Here is an 18,022-nt window from a genome sequence, read left to right on the forward strand (position 1 = left end):
CTTATGGCGTTAACCAAGGCCGATATAGCAGAGCATTTGTTCACCCGGCTTGGCATCAGCAAACGGGATGCCAAGGACATGGTTGAAGCGTTTTTCGAAGAAATTCGTACCGCGCTGGAGCAGGGTGAACAGGTCAAGATTTCCGGTTTCGGCAATTTTGAGCTGCGCAACAAGGGGGAGCGCCCCGGGCGCAATCCCAAAACCGGGGAAGACATTCCCATTTCGGCCAGGCGCGTCGTCACCTTTCGCCCGGGGCAAAAACTCAAGGCCCGGGTGGAAAACGCCGACCTGAACGACGCAGAGTAATACCGAAGCCAGGCAACCGCCTGGCTTCTTTGTGTTTAGACTAAGGCACTATTGGCTCTGCGCCTCACAGGCTGTTAGCCTATGAGGCAGGATGGACTTAGCAGAGGCATGGGCGACGTGCAGAAAGGAAACATCGTCATTCTTACCGGGGCGGGCATTTCCGCCGAATCGGGCATTCGCACCTTTCGGGCCGCGGATGGCCTGTGGGAGGAGCACCGCATCGAAGACGTGGCCACACCGGAAGGTTACCAGCGGGATCCGGCGCTGGTGCAGCGTTTTTACAATCAACGCCGGGAGTTACTGCAAACGGTCGAGCCCAACGCCGCGCATTATGCCCTGGCCCGGCTGGAAGCCGAATGGCCGGAGCAGGTGACCATTGTGACGCAAAACATCGATGATCTCCATGAGCGGGCCGGCAGCCACAACGTGCTGCACATGCACGGCGAGCTGCTCAAGGCCCGCTGCCCCCACAGCAATCAGACCATCAGCTGGACCGGTCCCCTGCATACCACGGATCTGTGCCATTGCTGCCAGTTCCCCGAGCCCCTGCGCCCCCACGTGGTCTGGTTTGGCGAAATGCCCTTGCTGCTGGATCGCATCTACCAGGCCTTGAGCGAGGCCAGCCTGTTTATCGCCATCGGCACCTCGGGTAATGTTTATCCGGCCGCCGGCTTCGTGCATGAGGCCGCCATGCACCATGCCCATACCCTGGAAATCAACCTGGCGCCGAGTGAGGTGCAGGACAATTTTGACGAGCACCGTTATGGCCCCGCCACTCGGGTGGTGACCGACTACGTCAACGAGCTGCTGGCCGGCCGCAACAGAAAAATCCTCAGCCGTTAAACAACTTGATCCCTTAAACAACAAGGCCCGCAAATGCGGGCCTTTCAACATTACTGGGTACGCAGCTTGACCCAGAATTGCTCGTAAATGGCGAGTACTTCATCCCCCAGATCATCCTGGAAGTGGCCCTTTTCCACCACCTCCGCCGACGGGAACAAGACCGGGTTGGTGGCCAGCTCCGCCGGCAGCAGGGCCTTGGCGCCCTGGTTGGGCACCGCCAGCCCCAGCTCGCTGATGATCTGCGCGGCCACCGCCGGGCGCATCAGGTAGTCCAGGAACTGGTGCGCGGCCTCCACCGACTTGGCATTGGCCGGAATGGCGGCGCTGTCTACCCAGAAAATGGCGCCTTCCTCGGGATACACATACTCCAGGTTCAGGCCGTCCTGCTGGGTCTTGTAGGCCTGATCACTCCACAGCAGACCGATGCTGGTCTCGCCGGTGACGTAGGGCATGCGCGGGTTGTCGGAATTGTACAGCAGCACGTTATCCTTCAGGGTCACCAGCTTCTCATAGGCGGCTTCAATTTCCTGTGAGTCCCGGCTGTTGGCGGAATGGCCCAGGGTCAGCAGCGCCATCTGGTAATTCTCGCGAATGTCGTCGGTCAGCATCAGCTGGCCGTTGAAATCCGGGCTCCACAAATCCGCCCAGCGAGTCACCTCGGCCTCGGGCAGCTCATCCCGGTTCACCGCAATGGCGGTGCTGCCAAAGGCGTAGGGGGTGCTGTAAGTGTTGCCCTTGTCAAAGTCCCGATCCAGCAGCCCCGGCTCCAGCTGGGCAAAGTGGGGCAGCTTGCTCTTGTCCAGGGGTTGCAGCATGCCTTCCCGGGCCATCTTGCTCAGCATGTAACTGGACGGAAAAATCACATCGTAGCTTTCTTTGGCACCGCTGGTCTGCAGCAGCTTCAGCTTGGCGTAGAGCGCCTCGTTGGAGTCGAAGCTGGCGTAATCCACCGCCACGCCGGTTTCCTGGGTAAAGGCCTGCAATACGCCTTCGGGCAGGTATTCGGCCCAGGCGTAAACGGCCAGGCGGTCTTCGGCCACGGCCAGGGTGGGGAGGGCGGCGGCCAGTGCCACTGCCAGCGGGTAACAGCGAATCTTCATATCAGCGTTTGTCCCTTAACAACAGTTGAGAAATCACCACCAGTACCAGCGACGCCGCCAGCATCAGGGTGGCCAGTGCATTAACCTCGGGGGAAACTCCCACCTTGACCATGGAGTAAATCTTGAGCGGCAGAATGTCGTAGCCGGGCCCGGTCACAAAGGAGCTGACAATGACGTCGTCCAGCGACAGGGTAAAGCTCAGCAGCCAGCCGGCGGCAATGGCCGGGCGGGCCAGCGGCCACAGAATGCGCCGTAAAATCACGGTTTCACCGGCGCCCAGATCCCGGGCCGCCTCTATCATGCGCACATCAAACCCCTTGAGCCGGGAAAACACCGTGATCACCACAAACGGCAGGCAAAAAGTCACGTGGGCAAACAGCAGCGACCAGAACCCCAGGGACACGCCGATCACCACAAACAGCGCCAGCAGGGAGATGGCCATCACGATATCCGGCGACATCATCACCACAAACAGCATGCCGCCCACAAAACGCTTGCCACGAAAACGGTAGCGATACAGGGCCACCGCCGCCAGGGTGCCGATCAGGGTGGCGATGGTGGCCGACAGCAGGGCCACGGTCACCGAATGGCGCGCCGCTTCCATCAACCCGGCGTTATTGGCCAGACGCTGATACCAGTCGAGGGTGAAGCCATCCCAGCGTACACCGAAACGGGAGCTGTTGAAGGAGTTCATCACCAGCACCCCGATGGGCAGATACAGACAGCCGAACACCAGCAACAGCAGGCTGCCTTTCAGCCAGTTGATCATTCCAGCGTCTCCTTGCGGTTGAGCAGTTTGCCGGCCTGGTAGTACGCCAGCATCAGCAGCGCCATCAGCAGAGTCAGGGTCACGCTGGTGGCGGCACCAAAGGGCCAGTCGCGAATATTGAGGAACTGGGTCTTGATGATGTTGCCGATCAGCAGGTGCTTGGCGCCGCCCAGCAGATCCGAGATATAGAACATGCCGAGCGCCGGCAGAAACACCAGCAGGCAACCGGCCACAATGCCGGGCAGGGTCAGCGGCAGAATCACCCGCACAAAGCGGGGCAGGGCGCCGGCACCCAGATCCCGGGCCGCTTCCAGCAGGCGGTGGTCAAGTTTTTCAATGGCGGCATAGAGCGGCAGTATCATGAACGGCAGCAGAATGTACACCAGACCAATGATCACCGCGGCCTCGGTAAACACGATGCGCAGTGGTTGTTCGATAATGCCCAGGGCCAGCAGCCCCTGGTTGAGCAGTCCCTTGGTGCCCAGCACCGCCTTCAGGGCGTAGGTGCGGATCAGCGAGTTGGTCCAGAACGGCACTATGATCAGGAACAGCATAACCGGTCGCCAGCGCGCCGGCAGGCCGGCCACCACAAAGGCGAACGGATAGCCGATCAGCAGGCACAGCAGGGTGGCCAGGCCCGCCATCATCAGCGAATGCCACAGCACCTTGAAGTACATGGGGTCAAACAGCCGGCCGTAGTTGTCGGCGGTGAACACCAGGCTCACCAGGCTGGCGTGATCCCGGGTCAGGAAGCTGGTGGCGATGATCATCAGGTTGGGCAGAAACACAAACAGCAGCAGCCAGCCGACGATCACGCCTACCGCCAGGTTACGAAACCCGTTAGTGTTGTTCATAAGGCAGCACCACTTCCCAGCCGTCCACCCAGCTGATGTTCACCTGCTGACCCAGGGCATAATCCGGCTCGGGATCGTCTTCATCGAAAAATGCCGACACCAATATGTCCCGGCCGCCGTCGAGCCGTATCCGGGAGTCCAGGGTCGCGCCCTTGTACTGACGATCCACGACCTGCCCGGTGATCCCCGAGCCGTTGTCACCGGGCAGGCACGCCGACATGCGCACATCTTCCGGGCGCAACAGCACGCACACCCGATCGCCGGGGCTGAAGGCGTGGCGGCTGTGTACCAGGCAGTCGCGGCCTTCCACCCGGGCATGCCATCCCTGCTCGGCGGGGGCGAGCAGCTCGCCGTCGAGAATGTTGATTTCCCCGATAAAGCGCGCCACAAACAGGTTGGCCGGCGACTCGTAAATATCCCGGGGCGACCCTTCCTGCACCACCCGGCCGCCCTGCATCACCAGAATGCGATCGGACATGGACAGGGCCTCATCCTGATCGTGAGTGACGAACACAAAGGTAATGCCTAGCCGGCGCTGCAGTGCCTTCAGCTCCACCTGCATCTGTTTGCGCAGCTTGTAGTCGAGGGCACTGAGCGACTCATCCAGCAGCAGCAACCGGGGGCGGTTGACCACGGCCCGGGCAATGGCGATGCGCTGTTGCTGGCCACCGGACAACTGGTGCGGATAGCGACCGGACAGGTGTTCAAGCTGGACCATCTTCAGTGCCTCTTCCACCCGCGCATTCAGCTCCGCCCTGGCCACCTTCTGCATGCGCAGGCCAAAGGCCACGTTGTCGAAAATGGTCATGTGGGGAAACAGGGCGTAGCTCTGAAACACGGTATTGACGTGGCGCTGTTCGGCGGGCACTTGCGTGATGTCGTCACCGGCGAGGGTAATGTGCCCGGCATCGGCGGTTTCCAGCCCGGCGAGCAGGCGTAACACCGTGGTCTTGCCACAGCCGGAAGGACCCAGCAGGGTAAGAAATTCGCCGTCGTAAATGGACAAGTCCAGGTTGTCGATGATGGTCTTGCCGTCATAGGCCTTGGTGATGCCGGCAAGGGTAACGATGGGATCTTTGTGAACGGCCATTTGCCTGAATGCACCTCGATAGGAACGCCCGGCGTTCGGTATGGTAAAGGAAGCGCGCATTCTAGGACTCGTCCGGAGTGAAGCAAAGCAAATAAAAATTGCCACAACAAACGGATTTGTTGTTTAACCGCCGGCACCATGGGCGCCGTTTTTATCCTGTCGACAACGGGTTACGAGAGCCGGCCGATGCCGTTATAATGGCCCCATTCCCTGAACCAGATCCCATAGCAATGAACGAACCCAGATTTACCCGCCTTCAGCAGTCACTGGAACGCGGTTTTTCGCTTAAGCCCAGGGCCGTCTTCCAGGAAGGTTGGGAGCGGATCCACGGCGCCAAACTGACACTGCTGCTGGCCGCCATCGGGGTGGCCGGCAGCTGGCTGGTGCTGAACCAGCTGCTGCTGAGCGTTACCGGCGACAGCGAAACCGGTGACTGGCGCGCCAGCCTGCTGGGCCTGTTGATCTCGATGATCATGGCGCCCATGAGCGGTGGCCTGGACATGATGGGCATTCACCGGGCGGTCAACAAGCCCATTCGTCCCAGCCAGATCTTTGATTATTTCCGTTACGTGCTGCCGCTGGCGGTGGCCAGCCTGATCATGGGCTTTATGACCAGCCTGTTTTTGCCCCTGGGGGTGGCATTGGGGCTGCCGGCGGCACTGTCAATGCTGCCTACCCTGGTGGTGAGCGTGGCGCTGATGTTCGTGTTTCCGCTGATCCTGGAAAAAGGCCTGAGCCCGTTTCAGGCCATTCTGGTTTCCCTCCGGCTGTTCGCCCGCCAGTGGCTGAACCTCATCGCCATTCACCTGCTGCTGGCCCTGTTGTTCATGGCCGCCGTGCTGACCTTTGGCATTGGCCTGATCTGGGCCGCCCCGCTTTACATGGTGGTCAAGGGCATTATTTACCGGGAAGCCTGCGGCGTGGAAGGCATGACTGACGACGGCGCCGTACCGGCGTCTGCTTCACCTTCAGGAGATCATTTCGAGGCATGAGATCATCACTGCTCGGGGCCAGTCTGGCCCTGCTCGCCGTTTCGGCCCACGCCGCGCCCCTCGACCTGGGTTACAGCGGCTTTTACAAGCACCTCGATACCGTGGCCGATGCCAAGGTTGAGCACGCCACCCTCGGCTTTTACCTGAGCCGTCACGATGGCACGGGTTGGTGCCATATCGAGTCGGGAACCGTGGAGGTGGCGGGGGAGACCCGGGGTGAGGTCACCCTCTTGCCCCATGGCGAATTCGTGCTGCCTTTTGACAAGCAGCTGGATTTGGACAAGGCGGTGGTCCGGCTGGAGGTTGAGCAACCGGAACGCTGCGAAATATCCATTCAGATCCAGAGCCTGCTGCCCGCCGGCGAGGTGAATACCCGGCAACTGGCGGTGATCCGCGATGAAATGAAAACCCTGTTACAGGAAATGGCCGGCTGGCCGGGCCGCTACTTTGTGCCCGAGATAAAGGGCGTACAGCTGCAGGCCCTGGACAAGAACGCACTTGTTCAGGGGCTGCCCAAGCTGGCCCTGGACGATGCGGCCCTCGCCGGTGAGGATCACTGGCAACTGCCTGCCAGCCGGGTCACGCCCTGGCTGTAAGGTATAACAAAGGCGCCTCGGCGCCTTTGTTATTTTACTTCCACAATCTGCAGCCGCTCGCCGAGCTCGGGCGCCTCATCGTCGTTCGCCTCAAAACGCGGCGCAAAGTCGGGTTTGTCAAAGCCAATGTCGCCGCCGTCAATCACCCCGGACTCACTGTTGATGCCCTTGAAGTCGAACTGCCGGTGATCCAGCAGGTGCGAGGGCACCAGGTTCTGCACCGAGCGGAACATGCTTTCAATGCGGCCGGGAAAGCGTTTGTCCCAGTCCTGCAGCATGGACTTGATCGCCTGGCGCTGCAGGTTTTCCTGAGAGCCGCACAGGTTGCAGGGAATAATGGGAAATTCCCGGGCCGTGGCATAGCGCACCAGATCCTTTTCCTTGCAATAGGCCAGCGGCCGGATCACCACATGCTTGCCGTTGTCGCTCACCAGCTTGGGCGGCATCGACTTCATGGTGCCGCCGTAGAACATGTTCAGCAGCAGGGTTTCGAGAATGTCGTCGCGGTGGTGACCCAAGGCAATCTTGGTGGCGCCCAGCTCGGTGGCGGTGCGATACAGAATGCCCCGGCGCAACCGCGAGCACAGTGAACAGGTGGTCTTACCCTCGGGGATCTTGTCCTTGACGATGGAATAGGTGTCTTCCTCGACGATTTTGTACTCCACCCCCAGGCTGTCCAGGTAGGCGGGCAGCACATGCTCGGGAAAGCCGGGCTGCTTCTGATCCAGGTTGACCGCCACAATCTCAAAGCGAATGGGAGCGTGGGCCTGCAGGTTCTGCAGAATGTCGAGCATGGCATAGCTGTCCTTGCCGCCGGACAGGCACACCATGATGCGATCGCCGTCTTCGATCATGTTGAAGTCGGCGATGGCCTCTCCTACGTTGCGGCGCAGCCGCTTTTGCAGCTTGTTGAAGTTGTAGACTTGCTTGGCGGATTGAACAGACATGATGCCCCCGGCGAAAAAACTGGGGGCTATTATAGTGACTGGCGCCTCAAGGGCAAGGCGCCAGAAGGGTCAGGCATCCGGGCGCAATACCAGGACGTCGCAGCTGAGCTTGTCGATCACATGCTCGGCGGTATTGCCGAGCAGCGCCGCCGAGAGGCCGGTGCGGCCCACCGAGCCAAGAATGACCAGGCTGGCGTCGATGGCATCGGCACAGTGGGGAATGACTTCTTCCGCCAGCCCTTCGTGCAGATGCAGGCTTTCCGACTCCAGGTTAAAGCGCACCGCATATTCATACAGTGCCCGCTCGTGGTGCTTTTTTACCGCCGCGTTATAGGCATGGGGATCGAAGTCGGGCAACTCCAGTGCCATGTTCACCGGGGTGATGGGGTAGGCGTTGACCAGATGCAGGGTGGCCGACAACAGCCGGGCCACCTCGGCGCTTTCGGTAATGATTTTCTCGTTCAGCGCTTCCTGGGCCTCGTCGTCGCTGCAGCAGTTGACCGCCGCCAGCACGGTGCCGCCCATGGGCCAGTCCCGCTCCTTCACCAGCAGCACCGGACAAGGGCACTTGCGCAGCAGGTGCCAGTCGGTGGGGGTAAAGATAAACGACTGGATCATGGCGTGCTTGTGGGTGCTTTTCACCACCAGATCATGATGGTGCTCCTGCACCTGCTGGTTGATGGCCTCAAAGGGCCGGCTGTGCCACACCACCTTGAGCTGAAAGTCGATGTTGCTGCCGGCGTAGGGCTCCAGCAGGGTCTTGAGCCATTCTTCACGGCCCTGCAGCACGCCCTCGCGCATTTCGTCCCGCTCCTCGCTCGAGAGCATGGAGGTCATCTCGTAGGAAAAGTCGTAAATGGCCAGAAACAGGGTGATGGTGGCGTTTTCCTGCAGGGCCGCCACCGACACGGCCCGGTGCAGGGCCGGCTGGGCCTCGGCGACCGGATCGATCACCACCAGAATATGTCGATACTTGATCATGGGCACCTCCTTCTGGCGCCGCTCATTCCGCTTCGTTGGCACCGGCCAGGGCGGCGAGCTCGGGCAATTTGAGAATGTGAATGTATTTGCCATCCACCGCGATCAGGTCGTTTTTCTGAAAACGGCCCAGCAGCCGGCTCACGGTTTCCACCGTCAACCCCAGATAATTACCGATGTCGCCCCGGGTCATGCTGAGACGAAACTCCCGGGGAGAGAAGCCGCGCTTGGCAAACCGGCTGGACAGGCCATACAAAAAGGCGGCGAGGCGCTCTTCGGCGGTTTTTTTGGAAAGCAGCAATATCATTTGCTGGTCGCCGTTAATCTCGCTGCTCATCAACCGCATGATCTGCTGGCGAAGCCTTGGCATCTTGCCCGAGAGCTCGTCCAGCACCTCATAGGGGATTTCACACACCATGGCGGTTTCCAGCGCCTGGGCAAAGGAAGGATGGCTGCCGCTGCTGATGGCGTCGAAACCGACCAGATCACCGGCGAGGTGAAAGGCGGTGATCTGCTCATCACCCTGCTCGGTGATGGTATAGGACTTGACCGTACCGGCGCGAATGGCATAGAGGGACTTCAGCTCCTCACCCGCCTTGAACAGCTCCTGGCCTTTCTGGATCGGTTTTTTACGCTCGATGATGTTATCCAGCTCATCCAGCTCGTCGGAGTTGAGCCCGAGGGGAATGCACAGCTGGCTGATGCTGCAATCCTGACAGTGTATGGCGCGACCCGTGGCTTGTTTGCCGGTTTTGATTATTTTTCCCATGTGCTCCGTCGCCTGATTGATACTCAGCCTGAATCATAGCACCAATAAAAACCGGTTAATAGCTTAGTAAAGCATCAGGCTGGCCTGGTAAAAACTGAATAAACCGTAAAAAATCAACAGGATGCCGGAAAGCCGGCGGAACCCGGGGTGGTTCAGCCAGTGCCTGAGCGAGCCCGCCAGGCCCCCCAGGGCCAGCAGGGTGGGCAGGGTGCCCAAACCGAACAGGGCCATCACCAGCGCACCGGAAGCAGCTCCACCTGAAACCGCACTCCAGGTCAGGGCCGAATACACCAGGCCACAGGGCAGCCAGCCCCAGATCATGCCAAAGGGCAGGGCGGCCAGCGGGTGGCGAAAGGGCACAAAGCGCCCGGCCAGGGGCTTGATGTGGCGCCATAGACCGTTGCCGAGGCGCTCCAGCGCCAGCAGTCCGCTCCACCAGCGGGCCAGATACAAGCCCAGCAACACCATCATGATGCCGGCCAGCAACCGCAGCCACAACAGGCCCTGCTTGCCCAGGCTGATGTCGGCCAGGCCGGCGAACACCCCCCCCACCAAGGCACCGGCCAGGGCGTAGCTGATGATGCGGCCGGCGTTGTAGCTGAGCAGATACAGCCACTGCCAGCGCCGCTGGGTGGGCGGAATGGCCATGGAAAAGGCCGCCGCCACGCCGCCGCACATGGCAATGCAGTGGCCGGCACCCAGAAACCCGATCATCAGGGCGGCAACCGGGTCAAGCTGACTGGTCATCGTCGTGCTTGCGCTGGGCCCGGCGGTGCGCATCCTGGTCGTCGTCAAACAGAATGTTGTTGCCGTGGCGGTCCAGATCCTCGAACTGGTTGCTCTTGACCGACCATAAAAACACGGCAATGACCACCGCCAGCAGGATCAGGGCAATGGGCAGGATCAGATACCAAATGGTGTCACCATTCATAAGCGGGATAACCTCAGGGAATTGGACATGACGATCAGCGAGCTGGCGGACATGCCGATCATGGCAAACCAGGGCGAGACCTGGCCCATGGCCGCCAGTGGCAGCACCACCAGGTTGTAGCCCAGAGCCCAGCTGAAGTTCTGCTTGATCACCCGCCGGGTCGCGGCGGCAATGCGCCGGGCCGAGAGCAGGCGCTGCAGGCTGTCGCCCAGCAAAATGGCATCGGCACTGTTTTTGGCAATGTCGGTGCCACCGGCCATGGCAAAGGAGACATGGGCGCCGGCCAGCACCGGCGCATCGTTGATGCCATCTCCCACCATCAGGCACACCTCACCCTGCTCGGCCCGCTGTCGCAGGTAGGCAAGCTTGTCGTCGGGGCTGGCATTTTTGCGCAGCTCGCTTACGCCCAGGGTTTCGGCCACCCGGTCGGCCTGGCCGGAGCCGTCACCGGTGAGAATGGTGGTGTTCAGGCCCTGCTCATGGCAGCGGCGTACCAGCTCAGGGGCCTCATCGCGCAGGGGATCCGCCAGCACAAAGCGGGCCTCCAGGCCCTGCTCGCCGGCAAGATAGACGCACAGTTCGCTGTCTTCGGCGCCGGGGTTGAGCCAGGCGGCACTGCCCAGACGCCATTCCTGGCCGTCAATCATGCCGCTCACGCCCCGGCCCACATGGTTCTGACGCTGTTCAACCTGTATGGCAGCGTTGGCATGGGGCGAAAAGGCCCGGGCAATGGGATGCTCGGAGCCGGCTTCCAGGGCCGCGGCCAGGGCCAGTAGTTGCGCGTCGGACTGTGAGCCAAGCGGGGTTACCTCGGCCAAGGCGACCTTGCCCTGAGTGAGGGTACCGGTCTTGTCGAACACCATGCGGGTGGCCCGGGGCAGGGTGTCTAGCACGTGGGCCCGGCGCACCAGCACGCCGCTCTGGGTCAGGCGGGAGGTGGCCACGGTCAGCGCCGTGGGGGTGGCCAGGGACAGGGCACAGGGACAGGTGGCCACCAGCACCGACAGCATGACCCAGAAGGCGCGATCGGCATCAAGCTGCAGCCATACCAGCCAGGTGCCCAGGGTGGCCAACAGCAGCGCCGCCACAAAATAGCGGGACAGTTGATCCGCCAGTACCGCGACCCGGGGCTTGTCGAGCAGGGCGTCGTCCTGGGCGCGCAGGATTTCCGATACCCGGGCATCGGCCAGGCTGCGGCTGACGCGAATGCGCAGCGGAGACTCCACATTAGTGGTACCGGCAAACACCGGCTCGTCGGGCCCGCGGAACACCGGCAGGTGCTCGCCGGTCAGCATGGATTCATCGATGCTGGTGTGGCCTTCCAGAATATCCCCGTCGGCGGGGATCACGGCGCCTGGCGACACTCGCACCACCTGGCCGGGCACCAGGGTGCGGGCGGCCACTTCCTGCTCGTCGGAGCCGGTTTCCAGCCTGGCCAGCATGGGAATATGGTGGGTAAGGTTGGCGGTGGTTTCCGAGGCCCGGCGTTTGGCCCGCATCTCCAGAAAGCGGCCGGTCAGCAGCAAAAAGGCGAACATGGACACGCACTCGTAATACACCTCGCCGCTGGCGGTGACGGTGGCATACACCGAGGCCACAAAGGCGAACAGCATGGCCAGGGACACCGGCAAGTCCATGTTCAGCGCCCGGTTTTTCAGGCCGCGCCAGGCATTGCGGTAAAAGGGCAGGGCGGAATAGCCCATTACCGGCACCGACAGCCACAGGCTGACCCAGCGGAACAGCTGCACCAGGCCGGCGTCGATATCGGGAAACAGGTCTTCGTACAGGGCAAAGCCCACCATCATCACCTGCATGCTGGCGATGCCGGCCACCCCCATGCGCAGCAGGTAGGACTTCACTTCCCGGTTGTAATCCTGCTCCTGCTGGTGCGGCAGAAAGGGGCGGGCCTGGTAGCCGATATGGGCAAAGGCGGCAAGCAGGGTGCTGAGCCGGGTTTCGCGCTCGTCCCAGCGCAGCCGGGCCCGTTCGGTGGTGGTATTGACCTGAATGAGCCGCACCCCCGGCACCTGGGACAGATGCCGTTCAATCAGCCAGGCACAGGCGGCACAGGAGAGCCCGCCGATGGACAGCTGCACTTCGCGCAGGTGATCCCGCTCCAGCACAAAGTCCTGCTGTATTTCATCGAGATCGTAGTGCTGCAGCCGGCGCAGCTCGTCGGGCAGGGCTTCCGCCCTGGGGGCGGTGCCGGTGCGGTGCTGGTAGTAACTGCCGAGGCCGCAGTCGATGATGGTCTCGGCCACCGCCTGGCAGCCGGGGCAGCAGAACCGGCGCGACGCGCCGTCCAGGGTGGCGCTGAACTCGGCGCCCGCCGGCAGCGGCTCACCGCAGTGAAAACAGCCGGTCATGCTCAGCTCCCGGGGCGGATTTGAAGCCAGTCGGAAGTGGGAAGGTAAATCGTGTCCTGCAGTCGCCAGCGCTTGTCAAAGGCTTCCAGTTGCAGGTTCCATTTGCCCTTGAGCAGCTCATGATCCGGGCGCAGGCGATAAACGCCGTTGGCATCACTGCTCAGCAGGGCGCGAACGTCCTGCTCGGCCAGGGTGGGGTGGCTCAGCAGCAGATAAATGGCTTCGCCGGCCTCATGCTCGCCCTGCATTTTCACCGCCAGTTCGCCGTTGTTAAAGCGGATTTCGGCCACCAGCCCGCGCCGCTCGGCTTCCTTCAGCTCGCTCAGATCCTGGTTGATGGCTCGGCCTTTTTTGTAATAGTCATCGACCACCATGGTATCGGCATGGGTACTGGCCAGATACAGGGTATACAGGCTGGCCACCACCACACAGAACGGCAGAGCGATCAGAAACCAGGGCCAGAATTGTTGATACCAGGGACGTTGCATAACAGGGATTCCTACTACGAAAAAGGTCGGCTGCCAATATAACAAAAAAGCCCCGCGAACGGGGCTTTCAATTCAAAGCCCGGGGGCTTTATTGCTCGTTGCTCAGGCTGTAGACATAAGATGCCAGCAGATGCACCTTGTCTTCGCCCAGAATGTCATTCCAGGCGGGCATGACACCGGCACGACCGTTGCGAATGGAGTCTTCCACCGCGGCGCGGGAGCCGCCATACAGCCAGATGTTGTCGGTCAGGTTGGGCGCGCCCAGGGCAGGGTTACCTTTACCATCGGCGCCGTGACAGCCGGCACAGATACCAAAGCGGGCCTGGCCTTTCTGTGCTTCCACCGGGTCGACCTTGCGGCCGGACAGGCTGAGCACATAGCTGGCCACTTCTTTCACGCCCTCTTCACCCAGCATCGGCTCCCAAGCCGCCATACCGGCAGACTTGCGGCCGGCCATGATGGTGTGCTTGATGGCTTCAGGAGAGCCGCCCCACAGCCAGTCGCCGTCGGTCAGGTTGGGGAAACCGCGGGCACCACGGGCGTCGGAGCCGTGGCACTGGGCACAGTTCTGCAGATACAGACGCTGGCCCACCTTGGTGGCTTCCTCGTCGTGAGCGATGTCGGCAATGGCGCGGTAGGTCTGGCCATCGGCCTCGTAGACCAGTTCACGGAACTTGGCACCAAAGACCTCATCGGCCTTCACCATTTCACGCTCGTACTGCACCAGCCGGCCTTCTTCCCGGGCGGCGGCAGAGGCCGCACGGGACTCTTCCAGGGAGCGAATGTCCTGGTTGGAACTTTCCCAGCCCAGTACGCCCTTGAAGTTGCCCAGGCCCGGATACAGCACCAGATAGATCAGGGAAAAGACGATCATGAAGATGAACATGTAGCTCCACCACTTGGGCAGCGGATTGTTCAGCTCGGAGATACCGTCAAAGGTGTGCCCGGTGGGCGCGCCTTCTTCCATTCCCATCTTGTCTTTGGTGCACCAGATCAGCAGGAACAGGCAGCCAAAAATGGTGCCCAGGCTGATCACGGTTACAAAAATGCTCAAAAAAGTATTCATTCTTTATTAGCTCCTGCGCGATCCTGCTCAGTACCCCGGCGCGGTTTTTCCCGCTCCTCATCATCGAAGATGGAGTTGGCGGCATCATCAAACTTGCCCTTTCTGCGCTTGCCGTAGGCCCACCACACTATGCCTACAAACAAAATCAGCAGGGCCAGGGTCTGAAAGCTTATCAGCATCGGCTTGAGGGCTTCCAAGGTACTGAAATCCATATCGACTCCGGTTATTTAAGGGCGTGTCCCAAGGATTGCAGATAGGCGATGACGGCATCCATTTCGGTTTTGCCCTTCACCGCGGCCTCGGCACCTTCAATGTCGGCGTCGGTGTAGGGCACGCCGAAGTTATCCCGGAAAACGCGCAGTTTCTCGGCGGTGTTGGCGCCGTCCAGCACATTGGTTTCCAGCCAGGGGAAGGCCGGCATGTTGGACTCGGGCACCACGTCACGCGGGTTGATCAGGTGCACACGGTGCCACTCGTCGGAGTAACGGCCGCCCACCCGGGCCAGATCCGGACCGGTACGCTTGGAGCCCCACAGGAAGGGGTGCTCCCACACGCTTTCACCGGCCACGGAGTAGTGACCATAGCGCTCGGTTTCGGCACGGAACGGACGGATCATCTGGCTGTGACAAACGGTACAACCTTCACGGATGTAGATATCACGGCCTTCCATTTCCAGTGCGGTGTAGGGGCGCAGGCCCTCAACCGGCTCGTTGGTCTGCTGCTGGAAAAACAGCGGTACGATTTCTACCAGACCACCGAAACTGATGGCTACAACGGTCAGAATTGCCAACCAGGTGACATTCTTTTCGACCAGTTCATGACGGTTTTTCATTCACGAGTCTCCTTAGGCCGGTTGGGGGATAGCTTGCAGGGAGCCTTTCGGCGCCTTGATGGTACGGTACACGTTGTACAGCATCAGCAGCATACCGGCGACAAAGAAGACACCGCCCAGGAAACGCACGAAGTAGAACGGGTAGGAGGCCTGCAGACCTTCAACAAAGCTGTAGGTCAGGGTGCCGTCCTCGTTGACCGCACGCCACATCAGACCCTGCATCACACCGCTGATCCACATGGCCACGATGTACAGCACGGTACCGATGGTCGCCAGCCAGAAGTGGGTGTTGATCAGACCCAGGCTGTACATGCGGCTCTGGCCGAACAGGTTGGGGATCAGGTGATAAACGGAGCCGATAGATACCATGGCAACCCAGCCCAGGGCGCCGGAGTGCACGTGACCCACGGTCCAGTCGGTGTAGTGGGACAGGGCGTTCACGGTCTTGATCGCCATCATCGGGCCTTCAAAGGTGGACATGCCGTAGAACGACAGGGACACGATGAGGAAACGCAGAATGGGGTCATAACGCAGTTTGTGCCAGGCGCCGGACAGGGTCATGATGCCGTTGATCATGCCACCCCAGGACGGCACAAACAGGATCAGAGACATTACCATGCCCAGAGACTGCGCCCAGTCGGGCAGGGCAGTGTAGTGCAGGTGGTGCGGACCGGCCCAGATATACAGGGTGATCAGCGCCCAGAAATGCACGATGGACAGACGATAGGAATAAACCGGGCGGCCGGCCTGTTTGGGCACGAAGTAGTACATCATGCCGAGGAAACCGGCGGTCAGCAGGAAGCCCACGGCGTTATGGCCGTACCACCACTGGATCATGGCGTCGGCGGCACCGGAGTACATGGAGTAAGACTTCATGCCGGACACCGGAATGGCCATGCTGTTGACGATGTGCAGCACGGCCACGGTCAGAATAAAGCCACCGTAGAACCAGTTGGCCACATAGATGTGGGACGTGGTGCGCTTGTACAGGGTACCGAAGAACACAATGGCGTAGGACACCCAGACCACCGCAATGGCGATGTCGATCGGCCACTCCAGCTCGGCGTATTCCTTGCTGCTGGTGTAGCCCAGCGGCAGGGTAACGATCGCCGAAATGATGATCGCCTGCCAGCCCCAGAACACAAAGGAGGCCAGCGGACCACCAAACAGGCGAGTATTACAGGTACGCTGCACCACGTAGAAGGACGTGGCCATCAGGGCGCTGACACCAAATGCAAAAATAACCGCATTGGTGTGCAACGGACGTAACCGGCTGTAGGTCAGCCAGGGTGTTTCGAAGTTGAGGGCAGGCCAGATAAGCTGTGCTGCGATCAGCACACCCAACGACATACCTACAACGCCCCAGATTACGGTCATGACCGTAAACTGACGAACTACTGTGTAGTTGTAGTTTGGTTGATTATTAGTTTGACTCATCGTTATAGTTCCGCTTCCACTGCTGTTATTCAGATCTTGTGCTCACGCGAAGTGCTCACATCGGAAGGATAAAATTACCGGTTTCTATTTATCAGGCTTTCACTACCCGCAAAGCTTCATTAACCCTTTGTTAACAAAGCAAAGCAGGCCCCAAAAACCCGGCAGTGATGATAAAGGAGTGGGTGCCAAAAAAACAGTATAAACAGTAATATGATTACCCCTTAAGGCCCCACACAAGGCATAAGGGCGCGCGTTGATCGAGATCAACCCGGCCCCTGAATGCGTCCCGAAACAGGATACAAAACCCCATGAGAGAGCGACTGACCGGCCCCAAACTGGTGCAAATTCTGTTGGTAATGGCTGTTTTATCCGCCGCCTTCTGGTTGCGGACCTGCAGCGACGAGCCGCCAGCGTCTGACGTTGTCACGGAAAAATTCGATTATTGTGATGTAAGTCACAATAAATGCATCCTTGAACAACAGGGACTGACCGCCGAGGCCCGCCTGGTCAGTGATGAGCTTCAGGCGGAAACCCCCTTTACCCTTGAGCTGCTGCTGTCGGATCCCGAAGCGAGGGTGACCCGCAGCGTACTGGAAGGGGAAAGCATGTACATGGGAACGCTGCCGGCCCTGCTAAAGCCCGTAAGCGAAGGCCGTTGGCAGGGGCAGGCGCTGGTGGGCAGCTGCACCGAGGCCCGCATGCTCTGGGCCTGGGTGGTGGAAGTGGAACACCGGGGGCAGCCCCTGAGTTACCGCTTTTTGTTTGAGGTCAGGCACTGACCCGCCAGAGGTTATCTGAGGCTCTGGTTCAGGAACACCTGAAGCCGCTGCCAGGAGTCCTCGTCGGCGGCCTTGTCATAGCCCAGGGGCAGGCCGAATTCGGTCGCGGTCTGATCCGCCGCCGGGTTGGTAAAGCCATGCAAGGCGCCGGGATAATTGATCAGCAGGTAATCGGCACCGGCCTGCTCCATTTCCTCCCGAAAGGCCGCCACCTGTGCCGCCGGCACCAGGGGATCGGCGGCGCCGTTGAACACGGCGATACGTACCGGACTGTGGCTGGGCAGGGGAGCGGATTTGGGCGCCAGAGAGCCATGAAAACTCGCGACTGCCTTGAGCTTGGCACCGGCACGGGCCATGTGCAGTACCACGCCACCGCCGTAACAATATCCCAGGGCCGCGATGCGGGAGCCATCAACCCGCTCATCGGATGCCAGCAGGGCGAGGGCGGCGTTAAAGCGCTGTTCTGCCTGGGGCAGGGAGGACAGTGAGGCCTCGGCAAAGGCACCGGCCTGGGTCGGGTGAGTGGCCGTGTTACCGTCCCCATACATGTCAAGGGCAAAGGCCGCATAACCCAGCTCGGCGAGCATGCGGGCGCGCTCCCGCACATAATCGTTCAGCCCCCACCATTCGTGTACCACCAGCACACCAGGCAGGGGCGTCGTGGCGGTGCGGTCAAGGGCGAAATAGCCCCGAAAGGTCTGGCCGTCGACCTGGTAATCCCGCTCTTCGGTGATCACCTCGGCGTGCAGGGCGGTACTCAGTAACATAAACAGCAACGGCATCAGTAATTTCATGGCAATGGTTCCCATCAGTGAATGAACCTAAAGCATAGAGCAGTGCACACCCCTCAGGCTCATTGCCGATAACTGGATTTATCGG

21 protein-coding genes are annotated in these 18,022 nt (G+C 60.6%); 5 read left to right on the top strand and 16 right to left on the bottom strand.

From position 1 onward, the window contains the following. The first annotated feature begins 3 nt into the window (after positions 1 to 3). A complete protein-coding gene (locus GU3_RS10495) occupies positions 4 to 306 on the top strand; it encodes an integration host factor subunit alpha (protein ID WP_014292513.1) in 303 nt (100 codons plus the stop codon). Between the two features lie 108 nt (positions 307 to 414). Beyond that, on the top strand, positions 415 to 1,149 hold the full coding sequence (cobB, locus tag GU3_RS10500; protein WP_014292514.1) for a Sir2 family NAD+-dependent deacetylase: 735 nt from the start codon (positions 415 to 417) through the stop codon (positions 1,147 to 1,149). Positions 1,150 to 1,199: 50 nt separating this feature from the next. On the opposite strand, the gene GU3_RS10505 is transcribed toward cobB, so the two are convergent. From GU3_RS10505 to potA, 4 genes are read right to left on the bottom strand one after another with little or no spacing between them, the layout of a single operon-like run. Further along, a complete protein-coding gene (locus tag GU3_RS10505) occupies positions 1,200 to 2,249 on the bottom strand; it encodes an extracellular solute-binding protein (RefSeq protein WP_014292515.1) in 1,050 nt (349 codons plus the stop codon). Between the two features lies 1 nt (position 2,250). Then, entirely contained in the window at positions 2,251 to 3,018 is a 768-nt protein-coding gene (gene potC, locus GU3_RS10510) for a spermidine/putrescine ABC transporter permease PotC (RefSeq protein ID WP_014292516.1), read from the bottom strand. Next, complete coding sequence (potB, locus tag GU3_RS10515) at positions 3,015 to 3,872, bottom strand: spermidine/putrescine ABC transporter permease PotB (RefSeq protein ID WP_014292517.1); 858 nt, start codon at positions 3,870 to 3,872, stop codon at positions 3,015 to 3,017. Before potB ends, potC begins: the two co-directional genes overlap by 4 nt. Continuing rightward, positions 3,859 to 4,962 (bottom strand): spermidine/putrescine ABC transporter ATP-binding protein PotA, encoded by a 1,104-nt coding sequence (potA, locus tag GU3_RS10520; protein WP_014292518.1) that lies wholly within the window; start codon positions 4,960 to 4,962, stop codon positions 3,859 to 3,861. Before potA ends, potB begins: the two co-directional genes overlap by 14 nt. 230 nt (positions 4,963 to 5,192) lie before the next feature. Here potA and GU3_RS10525 point away from each other — a divergent pair, with 230 nt between their 5' ends. Both GU3_RS10525 and GU3_RS10530 read left to right on the top strand, forming a co-directional pair. Next, the gene (locus GU3_RS10525) at positions 5,193 to 5,954 is read left to right on the top strand and encodes a hypothetical protein (RefSeq protein WP_014292519.1); all 762 of its coding nucleotides are present in this window, start codon (positions 5,193 to 5,195) and stop codon (positions 5,952 to 5,954) included. Continuing rightward, on the top strand, positions 5,951 to 6,550 hold the full coding sequence (locus GU3_RS10530) for a DUF2987 domain-containing protein (RefSeq protein ID WP_014292520.1): 600 nt from the start codon (positions 5,951 to 5,953) through the stop codon (positions 6,548 to 6,550). Before GU3_RS10525 ends, GU3_RS10530 begins: the two co-directional genes overlap by 4 nt. Positions 6,551 to 6,579: 29 nt before the next feature. Here GU3_RS10530 and ttcA read toward each other — a convergent pair whose 3' ends face one another. From ttcA to ccoN, 11 genes are all read right to left on the bottom strand, one after another. Beyond that, positions 6,580 to 7,497, bottom strand: coding sequence for a tRNA 2-thiocytidine(32) synthetase TtcA (ttcA, locus tag GU3_RS10535; protein WP_014292521.1), 918 nt, complete (start codon positions 7,495 to 7,497; stop codon positions 6,580 to 6,582). A 69-nt stretch (positions 7,498 to 7,566) separates the two neighbouring features. Continuing rightward, positions 7,567 to 8,478, bottom strand: a complete 912-nt coding sequence (uspE, locus tag GU3_RS10540) for a universal stress protein UspE (RefSeq protein WP_014292522.1) — start codon at positions 8,476 to 8,478, stop codon at positions 7,567 to 7,569. 22 nt (positions 8,479 to 8,500) lie between these two features. Further along, positions 8,501 to 9,244 (bottom strand): FNR family transcription factor, encoded by a 744-nt coding sequence (locus GU3_RS10545; protein ID WP_014292523.1) that lies wholly within the window; start codon positions 9,242 to 9,244, stop codon positions 8,501 to 8,503. 63 nt (positions 9,245 to 9,307) lie between these two features. After that, entirely contained in the window at positions 9,308 to 9,991 is a 684-nt protein-coding gene (locus GU3_RS10550; protein WP_014292524.1) for a sulfite exporter TauE/SafE family protein, read from the bottom strand. After that, a complete protein-coding gene (ccoS, locus tag GU3_RS10555) occupies positions 9,975 to 10,175 on the bottom strand; it encodes a cbb3-type cytochrome oxidase assembly protein CcoS (protein WP_014292525.1) in 201 nt (66 codons plus the stop codon). Before ccoS ends, GU3_RS10550 begins: the two co-directional genes overlap by 17 nt. Then, positions 10,172 to 12,541, bottom strand: a complete 2,370-nt coding sequence (locus GU3_RS10560; protein ID WP_014292526.1) for a heavy metal translocating P-type ATPase — start codon at positions 12,539 to 12,541, stop codon at positions 10,172 to 10,174. Before GU3_RS10560 ends, ccoS begins: the two co-directional genes overlap by 4 nt. A 2-nt stretch (positions 12,542 to 12,543) precedes the next feature. Beyond that, on the bottom strand, positions 12,544 to 13,029 hold the full coding sequence (locus GU3_RS10565) for a FixH family protein (protein ID WP_014292527.1): 486 nt from the start codon (positions 13,027 to 13,029) through the stop codon (positions 12,544 to 12,546). Positions 13,030 to 13,117: 88 nt separating this feature from the next. Beyond that, positions 13,118 to 14,095 carry a cytochrome-c oxidase, cbb3-type subunit III gene (gene ccoP, locus GU3_RS10570; RefSeq protein ID WP_014292528.1) on the bottom strand — a complete coding sequence of 326 codons (978 nt, stop codon included), beginning with the start codon at positions 14,093 to 14,095 and terminating at the stop codon, positions 13,118 to 13,120. After that, positions 14,092 to 14,307, bottom strand: coding sequence for a cbb3-type cytochrome c oxidase subunit 3 (locus tag GU3_RS10575; protein ID WP_014292529.1), 216 nt, complete (start codon positions 14,305 to 14,307; stop codon positions 14,092 to 14,094). The genes ccoP and GU3_RS10575 overlap by 4 nt, the downstream gene beginning before the upstream one ends. Positions 14,308 to 14,318: 11 nt before the next feature. Beyond that, the gene (gene ccoO, locus GU3_RS10580; protein ID WP_014292530.1) at positions 14,319 to 14,927 is read right to left on the bottom strand and encodes a cytochrome-c oxidase, cbb3-type subunit II; all 609 of its coding nucleotides are present in this window, start codon (positions 14,925 to 14,927) and stop codon (positions 14,319 to 14,321) included. Positions 14,928 to 14,939: 12 nt separating this feature from the next. After that, on the bottom strand, positions 14,940 to 16,364 hold the full coding sequence (gene ccoN / locus GU3_RS10585; RefSeq protein ID WP_041543119.1) for a cytochrome-c oxidase, cbb3-type subunit I: 1,425 nt from the start codon (positions 16,362 to 16,364) through the stop codon (positions 14,940 to 14,942). Between the two features lie 308 nt (positions 16,365 to 16,672). Here ccoN and GU3_RS10590 point away from each other — a divergent pair, with 308 nt between their 5' ends. After that, the gene (locus GU3_RS10590) at positions 16,673 to 17,143 is read left to right on the top strand and encodes a hypothetical protein (RefSeq protein WP_014292532.1); all 471 of its coding nucleotides are present in this window, start codon (positions 16,673 to 16,675) and stop codon (positions 17,141 to 17,143) included. An 11-nt stretch (positions 17,144 to 17,154) separates the two neighbouring features. On the opposite strand, the gene GU3_RS10595 is transcribed toward GU3_RS10590, so the two are convergent. Continuing rightward, on the bottom strand, positions 17,155 to 17,937 hold the full coding sequence (locus GU3_RS10595; protein ID WP_050899408.1) for a dienelactone hydrolase family protein: 783 nt from the start codon (positions 17,935 to 17,937) through the stop codon (positions 17,155 to 17,157). Positions 17,938 to 18,022: the final 85 nt, after the last annotated feature.

Source organism: Oceanimonas sp. GK1, assembly GCF_000243075.1.
Taxonomy (GTDB): domain Bacteria; phylum Pseudomonadota; class Gammaproteobacteria; order Enterobacterales; family Aeromonadaceae; genus Oceanimonas.